The following is a 20,460-nucleotide window of genomic DNA, read 5'->3' as shown; positions in this document are numbered from 1 at the left end:
ACTGCATGGAATGCCTTGTCGGGCAAAATAATACCCGTCGATCTCACAAAGCGCAGGCAGGCGGGCCGCCCGCGAATCCGGCACGACCGCACCGGCACACGATGCAAACTCGCGTGAGATGCCTTCGCCGTGTTCCGGCGCTCGCCGGTCGGACGTGCCACCGGCGAGCGCCGACCGCTCACCGCCCCGGGAAGTGCGCTTCCCGGTACGCGCCGAACCGCGCGTCCACCTGCTCGGCGGTCAGCCCGAAATCGGCGAGGGTGTAGCGGTGCGCCGGGCGTGCCGCCCCAGACGTGCTCTCCGCGTGCAACGCGGTCATCGCCGCCTCGGCCTCGGCGCTCAGTGGCAGCCCGAAGTGCCGGTAGATCGATGTCACCGTGCCGATCGGGTCGGCGACGAACTCGTCGTAGTCGACATCGCAGAACTGCGCCGCGTCGTGGCGTTTGCGGTCGGCGAGGAACCGCTCCGCGCCGCGCGCCCACAGATCCAGCTGCGTCGCGCCGACCACCGGGCCGCGGAACTTTTCCGACCAGCCCGCCGACGCCTGCTCGTTCAAGCTGCACACCGACGCGATGATGGTGCGCGGATCGCGGTGCATCTGGATGACCAGCGCGTCCGGATAGACCTCGAAGATCGCGTCCAGCGCGAACAGGTGACTCGGGTTCTTCAGCACCCATCGCTTGCCCGCGTCCGGCAGCCCGATCAGTTGCAGGTTGCGCCGGTGCCTGCGATAGGCGGATGTCCAATCCCGCTCGCGCAACCACTCGGAGTAGGTGGGCAGGTAGGCCAGGCACTCGTAGGACACCGACATGGCCGACTGCCGCAGCAACTGCCAGCACTCCTCGACCTGGTCGGCCGAGATGTGGTGCACTCCCATGAACTCCGGATGTTCGACGTGGTGCTTGTCGTAGGCGGCGGCGAGGCGCTGGTAGACCGGGTTGCCCGCCCATGTCTCGCGCGGCGGGCGCGGCTGCGGCATCTCGGTCAGCCACATCTCCAGCCCTTGGTGCGCCGGGTCGGCGTTGAGCAGGCGGTGCACCGCCGTGGTGCCCGAGCGCGGCAGACCGGTCACGAAGATCGGGCGCTCGATCGCCACGTCGGCGTGTTCCGGATGCTGCCGCCAGGCCGCCTCGCTGAGCAGCCGGGCGATCAGCGCGCCGCGCAGGAACGCGCGGTTCACCTTATTGCCGAAGGGCGTGAGTTCGGCGTCCTTCGCATAGGACTCGAGCAGCACCTCGAGCCCTTCGCGGTAGTCGTCGGTGCCGAAGTCGTCCAGCCCGACCACCTTGGTCGCCGAGGCGTGCAGATCGTCGACGGTTCCGACGTCGTCCCTACCGATCACGGTCATCTCCTAGTGGTGGAATTCGCCGGCGTTGACGTCCAGGCACGCGCCGGTGATCGCGCGCGCCATGGCGGACGCGAAGAACACGACCGCGTCGGCGATCTCGTCGGGTTCGGGCAGTTTGCGCAGGTCGGTGGTCTTCGCGGTCTCGGCGTAGACCTCCTCGGAGGTGATCCCCCGCTGCTGCGCCAGGTAGTTGAAGTACCACTTCAGGTTGTCGGCCCAGATGTAGCCCGGCGCGACGGAATTGACCCGGATGCCCTTCGGACCGAGTTCGGTGGCCAGGCTCTGCGCCAGCGCGAGCAGGCTGGCCTTGGCCATCTTGTACGGCCCGAAGGTCCGCCGCGAGTGGTGCAGCACGGCCGAGTTGATCATCACCACCGAGCCCTTGCTCTCGGCGAGGGCGGGCACGAACAGCCTGGTCAGACGCAAGGCGGCCAGCACGTTCGTCTCGAAGCCCGCGCGCACCTGATCCAGGTCGACGTCGGCGAGGTCGACGATCGGCGGGATCGCGAAGGCGTTGTTCACCAGCGCGTCGACCTTGCCGAAGGCGCTGTGCGCGGTCTCGACCAGATTCACGACCGCGGCCTCGTCGTTGATGTCGGTCGGCACGACCACCGCGCGCCTGCCCAGTTCGGTGATCTCCTCGGCCACCTCGGTCAGTCGCGATTCGGTCCGGGAAGCCAGCACTACGTCCGCGCCCGCCTTCGCGCTCTGCACCGCGATCGCACGCCCCAGTCCCGGCCCCACGCCGGAGACGACGACCACTTTGTCCCGCAGCAACATCAGCCGAGCATCCTCTCCGCGACGGCGACCTGACGCGCCGCGATCCGGTCGCGCCACTGCTCCGGCGTGACCCGCGCCTGCTCGTGGAACGGCAGGCGATCGGGCAGGTCCGCGACGGAAACGATCTCCACGGTCGGCCCGTCGTCGGGTTTCATCTCCCGCGACAGCCGCTGCCAGCGGAACTGGAGGTAGCCGCGGGAATGACCGGTGCGCTCGATCCAATTGGCCAGGCCCGGATCACGCTCGCTGACCACCAGCCGGATCATCCCGTCCGGGTCCACGTGTGCCTGGTCGGCGGTGAGGCTGGTCTGATGGTTGATGTAATCCAGTGACAGGTACCACATGCTGCCGAGCTGGAAGCCCTGGTAGGGGGCGTCGGATCTGGGCACCGTGATGATCATGGCCTGGTCGTCGTCCAGGTCGTAGTGACCCACCGAGGAGAACTGGGTGCTCAGCCCGCCCGGCGTCGGCCTCGGCTCGGTCAGCGTGTTCACCGGCAGGTTCAGATAGAACCACTCCGGAAAGGCCAGGAAGGTCTTCAACCGCGACACCAGCATCTTGCCCGCCACGCCGTATCGCTTGGTGAGCACGTCCTTGGTCAGCGGCGGCGGCGCGTCGCCGATCCGGTCGACGCGCTGGATGCGGATCGTGCCCGCCTTCTCCGTCACCCAGTCGCTGTGCACCTCGCGGACCACGAGCATCGCCGCGTCGGCGCCGAGGTGCACATAGCCGGGGCCCGCTTCGCCGGGTCCGAAGCGGATCTCGTAGGTCCCGTCCGTGCGGATGTCGAGCTCTCGGTCGTCGAAAGCGGTGAGGCTGTCGGGCACGTCGACGGGCGAATAGTTGCCGTTGAGCACCTGGAAGCTCAGGTCACGGGTGGTGCCGCGGGTTCCGGTCACCACATATTCGGCGTCCGGGCGCAGGTAGGAGTGGTAGTAGAGCGTGTCGGGGTTGTCCAGGCCCATCTTGGTGTACGGGCCGGTGGACATGACGAAGAACGGGAAGTCCAGCTCGTAGGCCCAGGCCATCTGCAACGACGCGCGGATGCTGCCCGCCAGATAGTCGTAGCCCTCGACGAGGTCCTGTTCGGTGCGAATGTTCGCGGCTCCGGTGATGATCTGCTCGGCGGCGGCGATGGCGTCCGCGAACGGCTGTGTCAGCAAGAGGCTCTCTCCGGTGTTCCAAATATGTACCACTCTGGTACATTTCGATAGAAGAAAGATTAGAACGTGTTCTAGGAGTGGTCAATGGTCGGTCGTCGGTCCGCGCCCACCGCACGCGTGGTGCAGGTCCTGGATTTCTTCGTCGAACAGCGCGGGAAACGCTTCGGGCTCTCCGAGCTCGCCCGCGAACTCGACCTGGCCAAGCCGACCTGCCTGGGCATCCTCACCGAGCTGACCGCGGGCGGCTACCTGATGCGCGACGCCGACACCCGCACCTACGGGCTCGGGCCCGCACTGATCGCGGCGGGCCGGGTGGCGCAGGACAGCTTCGCCATCTCCGCGCTCGCCCGCGTCGAGCTGGACAAACTCTCCGCGCGCTACCACACCACCTGCACCGCGTCCGCGGTCGTCGGCGAGCAGATCATGGTGCTGGAGAGCACCGGACCCGGCCTGGTGAAGGTGGGCGCGGCCTACCATTTCGCGCCTCCGGTCGGCCTGATGTACGTGCTCTGGGACACCGACGCGGCGTTCGACGCCTGGCTGGCCAAGCCGCCCGCGGTGCCGTTGCGACAGGACGAGACGCGCCTGCGTCAAGTGGTCGCCGAATGCCGCGAGCGGGGATTCCTGGTGGAGAGCATGACCACCGCGGGACGTCGGCTGTACTCACTGCTGGCCGGGGTCGCCGATCGGGACCTACCCCCCGAGCTGCGCGAACTGGTCGGCGAGCTAGTGACGAGCCTCGGCGAGCGGGTGTATCTGGGCGCGGATCTACGGCCGCGCAAGGAGCACGCGGTGAGCCTGCTCGCCGCACCGACCTACGACGGCGACGGCAGGCAGAACATGGTGCTCACGATGTACGTCGGCCGCTCGATCACCGGGGCGGAGATCGCCCGCCGCGGCGCGGCGCTGGTGGACGCCGCTGACGCGGTGACGGCGAACTCGGGCGGACGCAGACCATTGACCGAAGACCGAAACGTGTTCTAGTTTTGCGGTGTGAGCCAGTACGCGAAGTCGACGGCGAGCACCTACGAGCTGCCCCATCTGGACGCGCTCGAGGCTGAGTCGGCGCACATATTCCGTGAAGTGGCAGCGACATTCGAGCGCCCGGTGTTGCTGTTCTCCGGCGGCAAGGATTCGGTGGTGATGCTGCACCTGGCGGCCAAGGCCTTCTGGCCCGCGCCGCTACCGTTCCCGGTGCTGCACATCGACACCGGGCACAATTTCGACGAGGTGATCGCCTACCGCGACGAGACGGTGGCCCGCCTGGGCCTGCGTCTGGTGGTCGGGCGGGTGCAGGACGACATCGATGCCGGACGGGTCGTCGAGGAGACCGGGCCGCGCGCCTCCCGCAACCGGTTGCAGACGACGACGCTGCTGCGATCGATCCAGGAGGGCGCGTTCGACGCGGTCTTCGGCGGCGCGCGCCGCGACGAGGAGAAGGCCCGCGCCAAGGAGCGGGTGTTCAGCTTCCGTGACGAGTACGGCCAGTGGGACCCGCGCAGGCAGCGCCCCGAACTGTGGAACCTCTATAACGGCAGGCACCGCGCGGGCGAGCATATTCGCGTCTTCCCGCTGTCGAACTGGACCGAACTGGACATCTGGAGCTACATCGCCGCCGAGGGCATCGAGCTGCCCTCGCTGTACTACGCGCACCGCAGGCCGGTGGTCCAGCGCGACGGAATGCTTTTGGCGCACACCCGTTTTCTCCAGCTGCTCGACGGCGAGGAGCCGTATGAGGCCACCGTCCGTTTCCGCACCGTCGGCGACGCGACCTGCACCGGCTGTGTCGAGTCCACCGCGGCCACACCCGCGGACGTGGTCGCCGAGGTCGCCGCGGCGCGGGTGACCGAGCGCGGCGCCACCCGTGCCGACGACCGCATCTCCGAGGCGGGGATGGAAGACCGCAAACGCGAAGGCTACTTCTGATGACGACCACACTGTTGCGCCTTGCCACCGCGGGCAGCGTCGACGACGGCAAATCGACGCTGATCGGCAGGCTGCTGTTCGACTCCAAGACGCTGTTCACCGATCAGCTCGCCGCCGTGGAGCGCACCAGCCGCGACCGCGGCGACGACTACCCGAACCTCGCGCTGCTCACCGACGGCCTGCGCGCCGAACGCGAGCAAGGCATCACCATCGACGTGGCCCATCGCTATTTCGCCACGCCCAGAAGGAAATTCATCATCGCCGACACCCCGGGGCACGTCCAGTACACCCGCAACATGGTGACCGGCGCGTCCACCGCCGACCTGGCGCTGATCCTGGTGGACGCCCGCAAGGGCGTGGTGGAGCAGACCCGCAGGCACGCGTTCCTGGCCAGCTTGCTCGGCATCCCGCACCTGGCGCTGTGCGTGAACAAGATGGACCTGGTGGACTGGTCGCAGGACCGGTTCGAGGAGATCCGCGAGGAGTTCGCGCGCTTCGCCTCCAAACTCGACGTCTCCGATCTGACCTTCGTGCCCGTGTCGGCGCTGCACGGCGACAACATCGTGCACCGGGGCGCGAGCATGCCGTGGTACGAGGGCACTCCCCTGCTGCATCACCTCGAAGAGGTGCACATCGCCTCCGACCGCAACCTGATCGACTCCCGCTTCCCGGTGCAGTACGTCACCCGCAGTCACGCCCATGACTTCCGCGGCTACGCGGGCACGGTGGCCGGCGGGGTGTTCAAACCGGGCGACGAAGTGGCGGTGCTGCCGTCGGGTTTCACCACGACGGTGGAGGCGATCTGGGGGCCGGGTGGCGCGCCCGTCGCGGAAGCGTTTCCGCCGCAGGCGGTCACCATCCAGCTCGCCGACGAGCTGGATATCTCCCGCGGCGACCTGATCTGCCGCCCGAACAACCGCCCGAACACCGGGCGCGACCTGGACGCGATGGTGTGCTGGTTCGCCGAGGACACCCAGCTCACCCCTGGCGCGACCTACACCATCCGGCACACCACCCGGGCGGCCACCGCCGAGGTGCGCTCCCTCGACTACCGGCTGGACGTCAATACCCTGCACCGCGACGAGCACGCGGAGGCGCTGTCGCTCAACGAGATCGGCCGCGTCCAGCTGCGCACCCGCCAGCCCTTGCTGTTCGACCCCTACCGGCGCAACCGCGCCACCGGCAGTTTCATCCTCGTCGACGACACCACGAACAACACCGTCGCCGCGGGCATGATCACCGGCCCGAGCCTGCCTTCGTCCCGGGTGGTCTGGCACTCCACCGCCGTCGAGCGCGACGAGCGCGCCACCCGCGGCCTGACGGTCTGGCTCACCGGCTTGTCGGGCTCGGGAAAGTCCACCGTCGCCGTGGAGCTGGAGCGCCGACTGGTGGCGGCGGGCCGCCCGGCGTTCCTCCTCGACGGCGACAACCTGCGCCACGGCTTGAACTCCGATCTCGGATTCAGCGCGGCCGATCGGGAGGAGAACGTGCGGCGCGTCGGCGAAGTGGCGAAATTGTTCGCCGAAGCCGGTGTGGTGGCTGTTGTTTCGCTGATCAGCCCCTACCGCGCCGACCGCGACCGCGCCCGCGCCGCCCACGAAGCGGCGGGCATCCCCTTCCTGGAGGTTTTCGTGGACACGCCACTGTCGGTGTGCGAGGCCCGCGACCCGAAAGGCATGTACGCCAAGGCCCGCGCGGGTGAGATCCGCGGTTTCACCGGCATCGACGACCCCTACGAAGCGCCGACCGAAGCCGAGATCGTGCTGCGGCCCGACCACGGGGATCCGGCGGCGATGGCGGCGACGATCCTCGCGCGGTTGAGCCGGATGGATTGATCGGCATCGGCGCCATGGTTCGAGCCGATCGGCCGCACATCCTGATCATGTCTTTCCCCCAGATCGACCACCGCGGTCACAGCAGTTCTATGGCCTGCACCGAACGTATCAGCCTGCGATAGTTGTGCGTCGTGGATCGGCCTATCGCACCGTCACCGTCCGTGGCCCCCACAGATCAAGAGCGTGGTATCAGCCCTTCCGCGACCGAGCGGCATCGTTCCCGCCCGTCTTGTTCAGCCGCGACGCGACCGCTCCCGGCCGAGGAAGTGAGTTCCGCGGAGTCGTCGGCCCGCGACTCGCGCAGCGCGGCGCGGATCGTGTCGCGTAGCCAGCGCTGCGCCGGATCGGCGTCGAGCCGGGCGTGCCAGAGCAGTCGCACTTCGACTTCGGGCAGGTCCGCGACGAGGGGGAACCAGCGGATGCCGAGGGTGGGGCCGTACTGTTCGGCGAGGCGCTGCGGGACGAGGCCGACGTAGCGGCTCGTGGCGACCAGTAGCGCCGCGACCGCGAAGGACGGGACGACGGCCGCGACGTGGCGTTGCAGCCCGACGGCGTCGAGTGCGTCGTCGAGCGGTCCGCGCGCCCGGCCGCGGCGGGATGCCGAAACGTGCGGATGGCGGCACAGTTGGCGCAAGGTCGGGCGGCGGCGCCTGCCCAGCGGACTGTCGGCTCGGACGATGCCGACCATTCGTTCCCGATACAGCACGGCTGTCCGGATGTCAGGAGCCGCGACGTCTCCGACGCCGATATCGAGATCGACCGAGCCGTCGCGGAGGGCCTCGGCGCTTTCGCTGCCTTCGGTCACGAAGCGCAGCACCACGCCGGGAGCGGCGGCGGCAGTGGCTTCGACCGCAGCCGTCGCCAGTGTCGCCGCGACACCGTCGTTGATGCGGATCGTGAAGGTGCGCTTCAGCTCGCCGATCGTGACCTCGCGGTCGGCGCTGATCAGTGCGGATGCCTCGTCGAGCAGTGACCGCACTCGCGGAGCGGTGCGCAGCGCGAACGGTGTGGGAGCCATTCCGCGACCGGCCCGTACCAAGATCGGGTCGTTCATCGCCCGGCGCAAGCGGCCCAGCGCCCGGCTGGTCGCCGGGATGGACAGGTGCATGCGCTCAGAAGCTGCCGTGACGCTGCCTTCTTGGAGCAGCGCGTCGAACACGCGCAGCAGGTTCAGATCGAGCTGCTCTGACATAGTTGCATGGTACGCAAAAGTTGATTGTCAAAGTTGCGTGGCATGCAGACACGCGAGGTCCATACCGTCGTCGACATGCCGTTCAATGTCTTGATCCGGGATCGTGCGCCGTCACCGGACCCGATGTCCTCTCCCGTCACGCGGCGTGGCCTGCTCGCGGTGATGTGCGCCTGCGTGGTGCTCGTCGTCGGGATGGTCGCCGCCATCAATCTCGCCGTCCCGATGCTCGCCGCGAGCGCGCTTCACCCGTCCGCCTCGGCACTGATCTGGATCGTCGATACCTACGTGATCGTCTTCGCGTGCCTGGTGATCCCAGGCGGTGCCGCCGGGGATCGTCTCGGGCGCAAGGGAGTACTGCTCGTCGGGCTGGTGCTGTTCGCGGCGGGCGCACTGATCTCCGCGCTCGCACCGAACGTAGCCCTGCTGCTGGCGGGCCGTGCGATCACCGGAGTCGGCGCCGCCGCCGTGCTGCCCAACACCCTTTCGGTCCTGCTGCACGCCGTCCCCGCCGAACGCAAGGGGGCGACCATCGCCACCTGGGCCTCGATGACGGGCATCGGCGGAGTCGTCGGCAACGTCGGCGGCGGGTCGATCCTGTCGGGTGGATCGTGGCGGTGGATGTTCGCCGCCGTCGTGCCGATCTGCCTGGTTCTCGCCGCGCTGGTGGGACGCGTCGCACCGGTGTCGCCGCGGCATGATCGCCGCCTCGACCCGCTCGGCACGGTGTTGCTCGTCGGTGCGTCGGTCGCGCTGCTGCTCGGCATCGTCCAAGGGCCGGAGGCGGGGTGGGACAGTGTGGTGGTCGTGTCCGGGTTCGTCTGCGCCGCTGTGCTGTTCGCCGTGTGGACGGTCGTGGAACTGAAGGTCGAGCACCCGCTGCTGGATCCCCGGTTGTTCCGGGTACCCGGCCTGCGCAGTGCCTGCCTCGGTATGACGGCGGTCTTCTTCGGCATGTTCGCGCTGTTCTATGTGAACGCGTCGTTCTTGCAGTACGGCAAAGGGTTCGGCGTGCTGCGCACCGGGCTGGGCATCGTGCCGCTGACCGTCCCGATCATCCTCGGCGCACGACACGCCGGACGCGTCTCGGGGCGCATCGGCCTCGACGCGACCATCGCGCTGGCCTTCGCGTTCGTCGGCTGCGGACTGCTCGGGCTGTCCACCAGCGGCACGCAGACCTCCTACGTCGCCTACGCGGCATGGCTCGTGGTCACCGGAACCGGTGTGGCACTCGCACTTCCGACGCTGTCCGGCGCCATCGCCGGTTCGCTGCCGCCGGAACAGGCCGGAGTCGGAGCGGGACTGCAAGCCACCACCAGGGAATTCGGCAGCGCCTTGGGCGTCGCCGTCATCGGCACGGTGCTCACCGCACGGTTCGCCGCCGCCCTGCCGCCGGACATCCGCGCCGGCCATTCTCCGCACACCGTGGCCGAAGCCCTCGCCTCGACTGCCCCCGATCGCGCCACCGAAGTGATAACGGCGTTCGTCTCGGGCGCGGACGCCGGACTCCGCGCGATCGGCGTGACCGTACTCGTCCTCGGCGGGCTGGTGGTGCTGCAGTCTGCGCTGTCCCGGCGGAGGGGGCCCGTCGCCGGTTGATCAGCGGACGATATCGACATATCGAGTGCGGTAGTCCGACAACCATCGAACAGCTCCCCCAAATAGCCGCCATCAGCTCAATATGCGGGCCGATTCAGCGCTCTGCCCGGTGCGCTGCGCAACCACCGGTCGCCGTGTCAGCACCGGCAGCCGACCAGCGGATACCTCTGCACGGGTTACGGGCGTCCGCCTACATCACAGACCGCTGGTCGCCGCTCTGCTCGCCGCCGGATCGAATCAGCGAAGTAGTCGCGGACCTACACGAAGGAGTATCAGCATGGAAATCTTTGTCACCGGAGCCACCGGATGGATCGGTTCGGCCGTCGTCGACCAGTTGCTGGACGCTGGTCACGAGGTCACCGGGCTCGCCCGTTCGGATGCATCGGCCGCCGCGCTCGGGCGGAAAGGAGCCCGGGCGAGGCGCGGCAACCTCGATGATCTCGACAGCATCACTCGGTAGCCGAATCAGCTTGTGGCCGGGTTGATGACGTGAGCGAGGTTGTCCAGCAGCTGATTCCAGCCGAAGCGGATGCCGGCCATGGCCGGCTCCGAGCCCGGGGTCGGGTCGGACACGTCGATCTGTAGGTCGACGCGGGTGCCGCCGGTGACGCTGGTCAACTCGAGGAGATGGTCGGCCCGGAACAACGGGGTCCCGTTGCCGTCCAGCGGTGACAACTCGAACCGGAGCCGTTCGGGCGGAACGACTTCGAGGTAGCGCCCGGCGCTGGAATACAGCGCACCGTCGCCCTCGCGGAGCACGATCGACAGGGCGCCCCCGACCACCGGCCGCAGGACGCAGTCGGCGACCTCGAAATGCGCTGGGTGCCACCACCGGCGCGCCAGATCGGGCGAGGTCCACCACTCCCACACGGTCGCCGGCGGCGCCGACAGCGTCCGATGGAATTCGTGGGCCGACAACGGCTCGGCGGCGATTGCGACCCGGTATTCCGCGAGCACCGACTCCGAGGGATGGTCGGCCTCGAAGCCCGCCAGCCACTGTCGCAGCTCGCGCAGCGGACCCCGGCGCAGGGCGTAGATGCGGCGCTGCCCGAGCGGTTCCATTACCACCAGGCCCGCGCGCTGGAGCGCCTGGAGATGTTTGGTCGTCTGCGGTTGTCTCAGGCCGAGTGCGGTAGCGATCTCGCCGACCGGACGCGGCGCCGCGTTCAGCAACTCCACGATCCGCATGCGGTTCGGTTCGGCCAGAGCGGCGAATAGTGCGGGGTCCATTGACCAAGCATGCCCCCTCAGATATATTCCTTTCAAGGAATACTTCTGAACCAGGAGCACGACATGTCCGAGCAGATCCGCATCGAACGCGACTACCCCGCCACCGCCCAGGCGATCTGGGAACTGTGGACCACCCCGGCGGGCATCGAGAAGTGGTGGGCGCCCGACGGTTTCACCGTCCGCGTCGATCAGCTCGACCTGCGCCCTGGCGGCGAACTGGTCTACACGATGACCGCGACCGCCCCCGAGCAGATCGAATTCATGCGATCCGCGGGCATGCCACTGTCGACCGAGTCCCGCAAGACGTTCACCGAGATCGACGGCCCCGACCGGCTCGCCTACACCTCCCTGGCCGACTTCATCCCCGGCGTCGAGCCGTACGAATTCCTCACCACCGTCGAGCTCGAGCCGACCGACTCGGGCGTACGCGTGGTCATGACCGTCGACGCCATGCACGACGACGTCTGGACTCAGCGCCTCACCCAGGGACGGGAGAACGAGCTCGCCAACCTCGCCGCCATCGTCTCCGGCGGCTAGTTGCGGACCGAACCGGGACCAGCAACGCGGCAGCTTCGACGCGGCCTTCAACGCACCACGTCGACTGATCAGTGGGCTCACAAGAACGTATCGGGCGCGGGCGGTGTGATGGGCTCGGACTGACATCGATCACCGTCGCCTCGAGCCATACCGCAGTCCAGCCCTGCCTCGGGCAGCATGAACCTATGGTGCGAGCACTACGGGATGCGGAGATCACCGAACTGTTGGACGCCGATGTCGTCGCGCGGTTGGCGACCATCGACCCGGATGGCTATCCGCTTCGTGCCGTTGCTCCGCGATGCCGAGGCAATTTACGGCCCGTCGTGACGACGGGCCGGTGGTTCGCGGAGCACGCGACGGTTGCCGACCGGCGGGTCAATGGCGGTCTGGTCGACGCGGATACTTGGAAGGACGCATCCGGCCCGCGAGCCGCAGAGCGTCGACCGCCGCGCATTTCCACGAGCATTCGTTCGCATCGCATTCCAGATGCACCTGCATGAGCGCGTGCGCATCGCCGGGAGCGACTTCCGGCCGTCTCTCGGCTCTACTGCAGGCCAACCCAACGGCGGCCAGCCCAGCAGGCACAGTTGCTCATGGCCCACGCGTTCGGCGATGTGATAGACGCTCGGACCACGCAACGGCTTCCGCCACCATCGGCTCGCCGCGAGGAAGACAGTCAGCAGCACCGCGACCGCCGCCGCCCCCACCATCAGTGCTGCGCCGAACTCGGACCAGCCGGACATCAAACGCCCACCCCGGCGACGACCGCCTGCCCAAAGGCTCCATTCGGATCAACCGAGCGACCGGTAGAACTCGCGGATGTCGCCGATCAGCAGCTCCGGTACCTCGAGTGCGGGGAAATGCCCGCCGGAGTAGAACTCCGACCAGTGGGTGATGTTGTGGGTGCGTTCGGCGAAGCGGCGGATGGCGTAGTCGCCGTCCTTGAAGACCGCGACGCCGGTGGGCACGGTGCCCTTCGGTTTCGGGGCGAACATGGTGGCGTCGTGGAAGCGTTCGTAGTACAGGTTGGCGACGCTGCGGGCGGTGTCGGTCAACCAGTAGATGCTCACGGTGGTGAGCAGGCGGTCGATGTCGACGGCTTGTTCGGGCAGGTCGTGGGCGCTGTCGGTCCACTCGCGGTACTTCTCGACGATCCAGCCGAGCAGCCCGGCCGGGGAGTCGGCGAGCAACTGGGCGATGGTGTCGGGGCGGGAACCTTGCAGGTTCATGTAGGCCGAGCCGTCGTCCTGGAATTTCTTCATCGCGGCGAGCCGCGCCTTTTCCGCGTCGGTGAGGGCGGCCAGATCGGCGGGGTCGCCGGTCGGGAAGGTGACCAGTGCGTTGACGTGCACGCCGAGCACGTGGTCGGTGTCGATCCGCGCCAGGGCCGGAGCGATGAATGCGCCGTGGTCGCCGCCCTGCACGCCGTAGCGGTCGTAGCCGAGGCGAGCCATGAGTTCGGCGAGCGCCGCCGCGATCCGGCCGTCGTTCCAGCCCGTCTCGGTGAGCGGGCCGGAGAAACCGTGGCCGGGCAGCGACGGGATGACCAGGTGGAACGCGGGCGCGTCCGAGTCCGGGTCGGTGAGGGGGCCGATCACGTCGCGGAAGTCGGCCACCGAACTGGGCCAGCCGTGCAGCAACAGCAACGGTGTAGCGTCCTCCCGCGCCGAGCGCACGTGCAGGAAGTGCACGTTCTGGCCGTCGATGGTGGTGGTGAACTGCGGGTAGGCGTTCAGCTCCGACTCGGCCGCACGCCAGTCGAATTTCTCGGCCCAGTACCCGGCCAGCTCCTTCAGGTACGCCGTCGGCACACCACGCTCCCAGCCGGGGCCGGGCAGCTCATCGATCCAACGGGTACGCGCCAGCCGCAGCCGAAGCTCGTCCAGGTCGGCCTGCGGAATGTCGATACGGAAGGGGCGGATCTCGGTGTTCGTCATGCCATTGATACTTCGCGTAACGAGGTGGCGGCCGAATCACGAGAAATCACTATTTCCGCACTTGCCCAGCCCACCGACGAGTAACGCAGAACCCGGGCCGTACCACTATCCGCCACGAACCCGGCGGCGCGCTGGTCGGGCCGAGGCCGCCCCCCGGTCTCGAGTTCGCGAGTGGCACACCACTGCGGCATCGGCCGAGAAGACCTCTCGATGGTGTGCCACTCGCGAACTGGCGTCGAGCGCGCGGTGCGGGCATGATCGCGCCGTGGTCAGCCTTCCGGTGTGCGGCGCGTTTGTGGGGCGGGCCGCTGAGCTCGCGGCGTTGCAGGATGCCTATCGGGACCCGGCGGTGCATACCGTGCTGGTCGGGGGTGAAGCGGGTCTCGGCAAGTCGCGGTTGGTCGCGGAATTCCGGACGCGGCTCGGGGCTCGTACGGTAGTGGCGTACGGAAGGTGCCCGGAATTCGGCGCTAAAGGGGTGCCGTTCACGCCGTTCGTCGCGGTCATGCGCACACTGCTGCGTGACCAGGGCGTGGAGGCGCTCGCGACGCTGCTCCCAGTGCGCCCGGCGCTGGCGCGCTGGCTTCCGGAACTGGCGGCGCGGTCGGGCGCGGCGGAGGCCGACACCGACAGGATCCGGTTGTTCGGTGAGATCCTCACCGTGCTGGAACAGTTCTCGATGACCAAACCGCTGGTGGTGGTGCTGGAAGATCTGCACTGGGCCGACGACGCCAGCCTGGAATTGCTCGCCTTCCTGGTGGCCAACATCGCCGAAGGCGATCTGTTCTTGGTCGGCACCCACCGGCCTGCCGATTCCGAGCCGTCGCGCAAGCTGATCGCGAGCCTGCGCCGAGACCCGAGTGTCCGCTTGCTGAATCCAGCACCGCTGACCAGGCACGAGGTCGGCAGGCAATTGGCCGCGCTGCGCGGCAGAGAGCCCGAGCCGGGGACCATCGGGCGAATCTTCGAGCGCAGCAGGGGAATTCCGCTGTACGTCGAGGCACTCGATCCCGCACCGGAGGACACGCCCGCCGAGCTGTCGGAGCTGTTGCTCGATCACCTGTCCGACCTGTCCGATCAGGCCGCGTCGGTGCTGCGGCTCGCGGCGGTGGCCGGGTCACCGGTCCGGCACACCCTGCTGGCGGCCGCCTCCGATCTCCCCGAGGGCGCGCTCGCCACAGCACTGCGTCAGCTGGTCGACCAGCGGCTCCTGGTTTCCACGGACACCGGCTACCAGTTCCGGCACGTTCTCATCCGCGACGCCGTCTACGAAGACCTCCTACCGGCGGAGCGAAAAGCGCTGCACAGCAGACTTTCCCAAGCCCTGGCTACCCGGCGAAGGAAGCCGGGCGCGGACCGATGCCCGGCCGCCGAACTGGCCTACCACGCGTATGCCGCCGGAGACCTGCCGCTGGCATTCGAAGCCGCGTGGGACGCCGCGGCGGAGGCGGAAAGGGTGAGCGCGCATCGCGATCAGGTGCGCCACCTGGACCGGGTGCTCGATTTGTGGGATCGCGTACCGGATGCGGCGCGACGGGTGGACGCCGATCGGCTCGACGTCTTGGCAGCGCTCGTGGCCGCGTGTCATCGCGGCGGCGTCGTCGAGCGCGGGATCGCAGCGGCGGACGAGGCGCTGGCCACCATCGATGCGGGGACCGACCCGGAGCGTGCCGCGCGCCTGCATTACTACCGCGCCGGACTGCGCAATCAGAGCAGCGGCGGCGGCGAAGACGATCTGCTCGCGGCGCTGACCTATCTTCCTTCGGACCAGCCGACCCTGCTGCGCGGTGAAATCCTCGCCGAACTCGCCGCGGTGCGGGTGTTCAGCGGCGCGACGGCGGCCGAGAACGACGCGCGCGACGCCGTCGAGGTAGCCGAACAGTTACGTGGTGACCCGCCCGTCGACGACACCTCGCCGGTCATGGCATCGGCGCTCCGCGCGCCGGGCGCGGTCGCGACGAACCCGGGCGGGGGCGTCGAAGCGGAGGACACGGACGCCGCGAGGCACCGGCGGCGTTCGAGCGACCCTCGCGGAGACCGGAGCGCCGCGTCGCTGGCCGCGCGTGCCCACGCCTATCTCGGGCTGGCCACCGCGAACCGTCCCGACGTCGCCATGGGCCATTTCGAGCGGGCGCATGCCGCCGCTGAGGCCGCGGGAGATCCGGGCACCTTGCTGACCGTGGTGCTGTGGGAGACGGCGCTGCTGGTCTCGGCAGGCGCCGACGAAGCGGCCATCACGGCGATCCAGCAGGGGCTGCGCGCCGCGCACGAGAGTTACCGATTCGCCGAGGCCGCGCCGATCCTGCTGGTCAAGTGGGCGCAGGCGCTCACAGCGCTGGGCCGCTGGAACGAGGCGTTGGATCTGATCGACGAATCGCTCACCGAGCAGTTGCCCCCGTTGAGCACCGCGGCGCTGCTGCTGTGTCACGCGCGGATCATGCTGGCGCGTGGGGACGACCAGGCCGCGGCGGCGAGCGCGGCGACCGCGCGACCCTTGCTCGGGAATCGGCGCTGGGCCAGGCAATATCAGATCCAGCTGCACACCGTGCAGACCGAGATCGCGCACGCGGCGGGCAATCCGCAGCGCGCCGCCGAGATCGGCGCAGCGACGCTGACCGCGGACGATCTGGTCGCGCACCCGCACGAGGCATGGGCACTGGCCGAGGCCATCGCCCGGACCCGCTGCGCGCCGATGGTTCTCGACTCCGCTGTCGCCAAGCTGCCGGTGACCACCGCGGTCGACGCCGCGTACCGGAATTCCTGCCACGCGGTGCGCAGCGGCCGTCCCGCCGACTGGGCCACGGCGGCTTCCTCCTGGCGAGCCCTGGGTCGGCCGTACGAGCTGGCGCGCGGCCTGCTCGAATCCGGCCGCGCGGAATTGGCCGCGGGTGATCGCGCGGCGACACGCGACGCACTGCGGGCGGTCCTCGGGCTGGCGGACGAGTTGGCGGCGGCGCCACTCGCCGAGCAAGCCGGACAGCTGGCCCACCGCGCCGGGATCGACCTGGCCGAAGCCGGGAACCGGCCCGCGCCTGCCCGGTCGGCGAGCGCCTCGGGCCTGACCCCGCGTGAACTCGACGTCCTACGCCTGGTGGACACAGGCGCGAGCAACCGGCAGATCGCGGCCGAGTTGTTCATCAGCGCCAACACCGCGGGTGTGCACGTCTCGCGAATCCTCACCAAGCTCGGGGCGTCCAGCAGAACCGAGGCGGCCGCGATCGCGCGAGAACGCGGATTGCTCGTCTCCGGATGACGACCACCGGCGGACGACCGAAGTGGAAGCGGGGACGATCCGCCTGGTGGGCGCGTCGGCGAGGACATCGTCGACAGCCGGTCCGGCGTCGCACCCGGATACACATTCGGCAGGGACTACCGGTCCCGCACCCGCCCACCGGCCCGTAAGATACAGTAAGTCGAACATGTCTCGAAAGGACTGGCTGATGCGGTCGACCTTGTTGTCCCGGCGCGATCTCGAGTTCCTGCTCTACGAGTGGCTGGACGTCGAAGCGCTCACCAAACGCGAGCGGTACGCCGAGCACTCGCGGGAGACCTTCGACGCCGTGCTCGAGCTCAGCGAGCAGCTGGCCACCAAGTATTTCGCGCCGCACAACAAGCTCAACGACACCAACGAACCCACCTTCGACGGCGAGCGCGTGACCATCATCCCGGAGGTCGGCCAGGCGCTGGCCGCCTTCGCGAAGGCCGGTCTGCCTTCGGCCGCAATGGATTACGAACTGGGCGGCGCCCAGCTGCCCGCGACCGTCGCGCAGGCGAGTTACGCCTGGTTCCAGGCGGCCAACCCGGGTACCGCGGGCTACCCGTTCCTCACGGTGGCCAACGCGAATCTGCTTCTCGCCCACGGCCCGGAACACGTCGAGAAGTTCGTGAAGCCCATGCTCGCGGGCCGCTTCTTCGGCACCATGTGCCTGTCGGAGCCGCAGGCCGGTTCCTCGCTCGCCGACATCGTCACCCGCGCCGAACCGCAGGGCGGCGGCACGTATCGCCTGTTCGGCACCAAGATGTGGATCTCGGGCGGCGATCACGAACTCGGCGAGAACATCGTGCACCTGGTGCTGGCCAAGATCCCCGGCGGCCCCGCGGGCACGAAGGGCATCTCGCTGTTCGTGGTGCCCCGGTTCCTGGTCGGCGACGACGGCGCGATCGGTGAGCGCAACGACGTCGCTCTGGCCGGGCTCAACCACAAGATGGGCTACCGCGGCACGGTCAACACCGTGCTGAACTTCGGCGAGGGCCGCTGGACGCCCGGTGGCGCGCCCGGCGCGATCGGCTACCTGGTCGGCGAGCCGCAACGCGGACTGACCTACATGTTCCACATGATGAACGAGGCGCGCATCGGCGTCGGCCTGGTCGCCACCGCCCTCGGCTACACCGGATACCTCGAGTCGCTCGACTACGCCCGCACGCGCACCCAGGGCCGGGCCAAGCTCCCCGCCGACCCGTCCGCGCCGCAGCGGCCGATCATCGAGCACGCCGACGTGAAGCGGATGCTGCTGGCCCAGAAGTCCTATGCCGAAGGCGCGTTGGCGCTGGTGCTCTACTGCGCGCAGTTGGTCGACGAGCAGCGCACCGCCGAATCCGAGGACGAACGCCGCGCGGTCACCCTGCTGCTGGACATCCTGACCCCGATCGCCAAGAGCTGGCCTTCGCAGTGGTGCCTCGAGGCCAACAGCCTCGCCATCCAGGTACTCGGCGGCTACGGCTATACCCGCGAATACAACGTCGAGCAGCACTACCGGGACAACCGGCTCAACCCGATCCACGAGGGCACGCACGGCATCCAAGGCCTGGACCTGCTGGGACGCAAGGTGACCCAGCAGGGTGGCGCGAGCCTGCTCGCGCTCGGGGCCCGGGTGGACGCGACCATCACCGCCGCGCGCGCGGCCGGCGGCGAGGCCGCCGAGCTTGCCGCTCAACTCGATTCGGCGTGGCGGCGTCTGGTCGAGGTGACCGCGGGACTGTTCGCCTCCGGCGACATCGAAGCCGCGCTGGCCAACAGCTCGGTGTACCTGGAAGCGTTCGGGCACACCGTACTGGCCTGGATCTGGCTGGAGCAGTTCCTCGCCACCGCGGACCGGTCCGGTGATTTCTACGACGGCAAGCGGCACGCGGCCCGGTTCTTCTATCGTTTCGAATTACCCAAGACCGCACCGGCGCTGGATCTGCTCGCCACCTTGGATACGACCACCTTGCAGATGCGGGACGAGTGGTTCTGAGCACGGCGCGTTTCGATACATGTTCTAAAAGATGTACCATTCCGCGGTGATCGATTCCAGTCAGCGGACCACCCGTCCTCCCGGCCGCCCGGCCTCCGCGACCAGGGAACAGGTCATCGAGCATGCTCGCAGGGCGTTCCTGTCCGGCGAGCGCGTGGACATCCAGGCGATCGCCGGGCAGCTCGGACTCAGCCGCGCCTCGGTCTACCGCTGGTTCGGCTCCCGCGACGGAGTGCTCGGTGCCGTTCTGGCCGGCGAGTTCGAGGCGCTGCTCACCCGCGCCGACGCCCGTCGCCGCTCCACCGGCGCGCGGCGCATCCTGGACGTGCTCTACCGGGTCAACCGCTGGATGACCGACAACGAGCCGTTCCGGCGCTACTTCGAGAACGAGCCGCTGTCCGGCCTGCGCATCCTCACCGCGAGCGACGGGCCGGTACAGCCGCTGGTCGTCGGCACCGTCCAGGAGTTGATCGCGCGTGCCGCCGAAGAGGACGGATACAATCCGCCGCTGGAACCCGCGCTGCTGGCCTACGCGCTCGTCCGGCTCGGTGAGGCGTTCCTGTACAACGACAACGTCGCGGGCATTCGCGGCGACATCGACCGGCTGCACGAGGTCCAGGCGGCGCTGCTGGGCATCCCCGACGCGATCACACCGTGACCGGGGCGCTGCTGCACCAGCGTTTTCCCGAGGTGGCCGACACCTTGCCGTTCGTCCGCCTCGGCACCGCTCCGACGCCCGTCCGCCGGTGCGACCTCGGCACCACGGCCCAGCTGTGGTGCAAGGACGAAAGCGGATACGGCGACGGCGAATGGGGCGGCAACAAGGTCCGCAAGCTGGAGTGGCTGCTGCCGGAGGCACGGCGACGGGGCGCGCGCACCATCCTCACCGTTGGCGGCACCGGAACAAACTGGGGGCTCGCCACCGCCCTGTACGGCCGTGCCCAGGGCATCGATACCGAGCTCGCCTTGGTGGACCAGCCGGTCGACGACCACGTGCGCGCGCAACTGCGGCGGCTGGAGAAATCAGGCGCCGCTCTGCATTTCACGCACACCAAACTGCGCACGATCCTCGCGGCGCCCTGGCTGTATCTGCGACGCGTGCGGGGCGGCACGCGTCCGTACTTCCTGCCTGCGGGCGGATCGTCGCCGGTCGGAGCCTTGGGTTACGTCGAGGTGGCATGCGAACTCGCGGCACAGATCGCGGCGGGTGAGCTGCCCGAGCCGGGGCACATCGTCACCGCGGTCGGATCCGGCGGCACCGCCGCGGGCCTCGCACTCGGCCTGCGGCTGGCCGGGCTGCGCACGCGCGTGGTCGGAGTGGTCGTCAACGACACGCTCCCCCTCGACGCGAAGCACATCGTCCGGCTCGCCGGACGGACCGAGCGTCTGCTCCGCGCCCGCGGAGCGCGCTTCACGCCGACCGGGCTGCGGCCGGAGGACCTCACGCTGACCATCGAATGGCTCGGCCCCGGCTACGGCCACACCACGCCCGCCGCCGTGGATGCCGCACAGCGCGCCGAACGGGCCGGGCTGCACCTGGAGACCGTCTACACCGCCAAAGCGCTCGCGGCGCTGCTCGCTCTGGATCGCGCGGGCTTCTTCGGCGCCGGGCCGGCGCTGTTCCTCAATACCTACGGTCCGCGACAGTAGATTCGCGCGACGCGGCCCGCGGGACCCCGCTT

Annotated in this window: 15 protein-coding genes and 1 pseudogene; 10 read left to right on the top strand and 6 right to left on the bottom strand. The window is 68.9% G+C overall.

All coding sequences use genetic code 11. From position 1 onward, the window contains the following. Nucleotides 1-178: 178 nt before the first annotated feature. Genes ACIA5H_RS18320 through ACIA5H_RS18310 form a run of 3 tightly spaced genes read right to left on the bottom strand, consistent with a single transcriptional unit; the run spans nt 179 to nt 3,291 of the window. Complete coding sequence (locus tag ACIA5H_RS18320; RefSeq protein ID WP_397076866.1) at nt 179-1,348, bottom strand: sulfotransferase family protein; 1,170 nt, start codon at nt 1,346-1,348, stop codon at nt 179-181. 3 nt (nt 1,349-1,351) lie between these two features. Then, nucleotides 1,352-2,128 (bottom strand): SDR family oxidoreductase, encoded by a 777-nt coding sequence (locus tag ACIA5H_RS18315; RefSeq protein ID WP_397076865.1) that lies wholly within the window; start codon nt 2,126-2,128, stop codon nt 1,352-1,354. Then, nucleotides 2,128-3,291 carry a hypothetical protein gene (locus ACIA5H_RS18310; protein ID WP_397076864.1) on the bottom strand — a complete coding sequence of 388 codons (1,164 nt, stop codon included), beginning with the start codon at nt 3,289-3,291 and terminating at the stop codon, nt 2,128-2,130. The genes ACIA5H_RS18315 and ACIA5H_RS18310 overlap by 1 nt, the downstream gene beginning before the upstream one ends. Nucleotides 3,292-3,375: 84 nt before the next feature. Between ACIA5H_RS18310 and ACIA5H_RS18305 the strand changes: the two genes are divergently transcribed. From ACIA5H_RS18305 to cysC, 3 genes are read left to right on the top strand one after another with little or no spacing between them, the layout of a single operon-like run. Continuing rightward, entirely contained in the window at nt 3,376-4,275 is a 900-nt protein-coding gene (locus ACIA5H_RS18305) for a helix-turn-helix domain-containing protein (protein WP_364437928.1), read from the top strand. A gap of 9 nt (nt 4,276-4,284) precedes the next feature. Continuing rightward, a complete protein-coding gene (gene cysD, locus ACIA5H_RS18300) occupies nt 4,285-5,217 on the top strand; it encodes a sulfate adenylyltransferase subunit CysD (RefSeq protein ID WP_397076863.1) in 933 nt (310 codons plus the stop codon). Beyond that, complete coding sequence (cysC, locus tag ACIA5H_RS18295; protein ID WP_397076862.1) at nt 5,217-7,052, top strand: adenylyl-sulfate kinase; 1,836 nt, start codon at nt 5,217-5,219, stop codon at nt 7,050-7,052. The genes cysD and cysC overlap by 1 nt, the downstream gene beginning before the upstream one ends. 175 nt (nt 7,053-7,227) lie before the next feature. On the opposite strand, the gene ACIA5H_RS18290 is transcribed toward cysC, so the two are convergent. Beyond that, a complete protein-coding gene (locus tag ACIA5H_RS18290; RefSeq protein WP_397076861.1) occupies nt 7,228-8,244 on the bottom strand; it encodes a LysR family transcriptional regulator in 1,017 nt (338 codons plus the stop codon). A gap of 75 nt (nt 8,245-8,319) precedes the next feature. Between ACIA5H_RS18290 and ACIA5H_RS18285 the strand changes: the two genes are divergently transcribed. Further along, complete coding sequence (locus ACIA5H_RS18285) at nt 8,320-9,840, top strand: MFS transporter (protein ID WP_397076860.1); 1,521 nt, start codon at nt 8,320-8,322, stop codon at nt 9,838-9,840. A 277-nt stretch (nt 9,841-10,117) separates the two neighbouring features. Further along, a pseudogene (locus ACIA5H_RS18280) lies at nt 10,118-10,291 on the top strand (NAD-dependent epimerase/dehydratase family protein); the annotation flags it as partial. A gap of 14 nt (nt 10,292-10,305) precedes the next feature. Here the strand turns inward: ACIA5H_RS18280 and ACIA5H_RS18275 are convergent. Further along, nucleotides 10,306-11,070, bottom strand: a complete 765-nt coding sequence (locus tag ACIA5H_RS18275; protein WP_397076859.1) for a metalloregulator ArsR/SmtB family transcription factor — start codon at nt 11,068-11,070, stop codon at nt 10,306-10,308. Nucleotides 11,071-11,133: 63 nt separating this feature from the next. Here ACIA5H_RS18275 and ACIA5H_RS18270 point away from each other — a divergent pair, with 63 nt between their 5' ends. Beyond that, entirely contained in the window at nt 11,134-11,607 is a 474-nt protein-coding gene (locus tag ACIA5H_RS18270) for an SRPBCC domain-containing protein (protein WP_397076858.1), read from the top strand. 791 nt (nt 11,608-12,398) lie between these two features. On the opposite strand, the gene ACIA5H_RS18265 is transcribed toward ACIA5H_RS18270, so the two are convergent. After that, on the bottom strand, nt 12,399-13,544 hold the full coding sequence (locus tag ACIA5H_RS18265) for an epoxide hydrolase family protein (protein ID WP_397076857.1): 1,146 nt from the start codon (nt 13,542-13,544) through the stop codon (nt 12,399-12,401). A gap of 265 nt (nt 13,545-13,809) precedes the next feature. On the opposite strand from ACIA5H_RS18265, the gene ACIA5H_RS18260 reads away from it, so the two are divergent. The 4 genes from ACIA5H_RS18260 (at nt 13,810) to ACIA5H_RS18245 (ending at nt 20,428) form a co-directional block, all read left to right on the top strand. Next, nucleotides 13,810-16,797, top strand: coding sequence for a helix-turn-helix transcriptional regulator (locus ACIA5H_RS18260; protein ID WP_397076856.1), 2,988 nt, complete (start codon nt 13,810-13,812; stop codon nt 16,795-16,797). 187 nt (nt 16,798-16,984) lie between these two features. Next, the gene (locus ACIA5H_RS18255) at nt 16,985-18,778 is read left to right on the top strand and encodes an acyl-CoA dehydrogenase (protein ID WP_397076855.1); all 1,794 of its coding nucleotides are present in this window, start codon (nt 16,985-16,987) and stop codon (nt 18,776-18,778) included. Nucleotides 18,779-18,824: 46 nt separating this feature from the next. Beyond that, nucleotides 18,825-19,436, top strand: a complete 612-nt coding sequence (locus ACIA5H_RS18250; RefSeq protein WP_379256252.1) for a QsdR family transcriptional regulator — start codon at nt 18,825-18,827, stop codon at nt 19,434-19,436. After that, nucleotides 19,433-20,428, top strand: coding sequence for a 1-aminocyclopropane-1-carboxylate deaminase/D-cysteine desulfhydrase (locus tag ACIA5H_RS18245; protein ID WP_397076854.1), 996 nt, complete (start codon nt 19,433-19,435; stop codon nt 20,426-20,428). The genes ACIA5H_RS18250 and ACIA5H_RS18245 overlap by 4 nt, the downstream gene beginning before the upstream one ends. Nucleotides 20,429-20,460: the final 32 nt, after the last annotated feature.

This window comes from Nocardia sp. NPDC051900 (assembly GCF_044452545.1).
Taxonomy (GTDB): domain Bacteria; phylum Actinomycetota; class Actinomycetes; order Mycobacteriales; family Mycobacteriaceae; genus Nocardia; species Nocardia sichangensis.
This window is presented reverse-complemented; position numbering and strand designations above follow the sequence as displayed.

Excerpts from the sequence above, each read along its gene's own strand:
- ACIA5H_RS18320 (WP_397076866.1), bottom strand. The coding sequence starts at position 1,348 with ATGACCGTGATCGGTAGGGACGACGTCGGAACCGTCGACGATCTGCAC.
- ACIA5H_RS18315 (WP_397076865.1), bottom strand. The coding sequence starts at position 2,128 with ATGTTGCTGCGGGACAAAGTGGTCGTCGTCTCCGGCGTGGGGCCGGGA.
- ACIA5H_RS18305 (WP_364437928.1), top strand. The coding sequence starts at position 3,376 with ATGGTCGGTCGTCGGTCCGCGCCCACCGCACGCGTGGTGCAGGTCCTG.
- cysC (WP_397076862.1), top strand. The coding sequence starts at position 5,217 with ATGACGACCACACTGTTGCGCCTTGCCACCGCGGGCAGCGTCGACGAC.
- ACIA5H_RS18290 (WP_397076861.1), bottom strand. The coding sequence starts at position 8,244 with ATGTCAGAGCAGCTCGATCTGAACCTGCTGCGCGTGTTCGACGCGCTG.
- ACIA5H_RS18285 (WP_397076860.1), top strand. The coding sequence starts at position 8,320 with ATGCCGTTCAATGTCTTGATCCGGGATCGTGCGCCGTCACCGGACCCG.
- ACIA5H_RS18275 (WP_397076859.1), bottom strand. The coding sequence starts at position 11,070 with ATGGACCCCGCACTATTCGCCGCTCTGGCCGAACCGAACCGCATGCGG.
- ACIA5H_RS18270 (WP_397076858.1), top strand. The coding sequence starts at position 11,134 with ATGTCCGAGCAGATCCGCATCGAACGCGACTACCCCGCCACCGCCCAG.
- ACIA5H_RS18265 (WP_397076857.1), bottom strand. The coding sequence starts at position 13,544 with ATGACGAACACCGAGATCCGCCCCTTCCGTATCGACATTCCGCAGGCC.
- ACIA5H_RS18255 (WP_397076855.1), top strand. The coding sequence starts at position 16,985 with ATGCGGTCGACCTTGTTGTCCCGGCGCGATCTCGAGTTCCTGCTCTAC.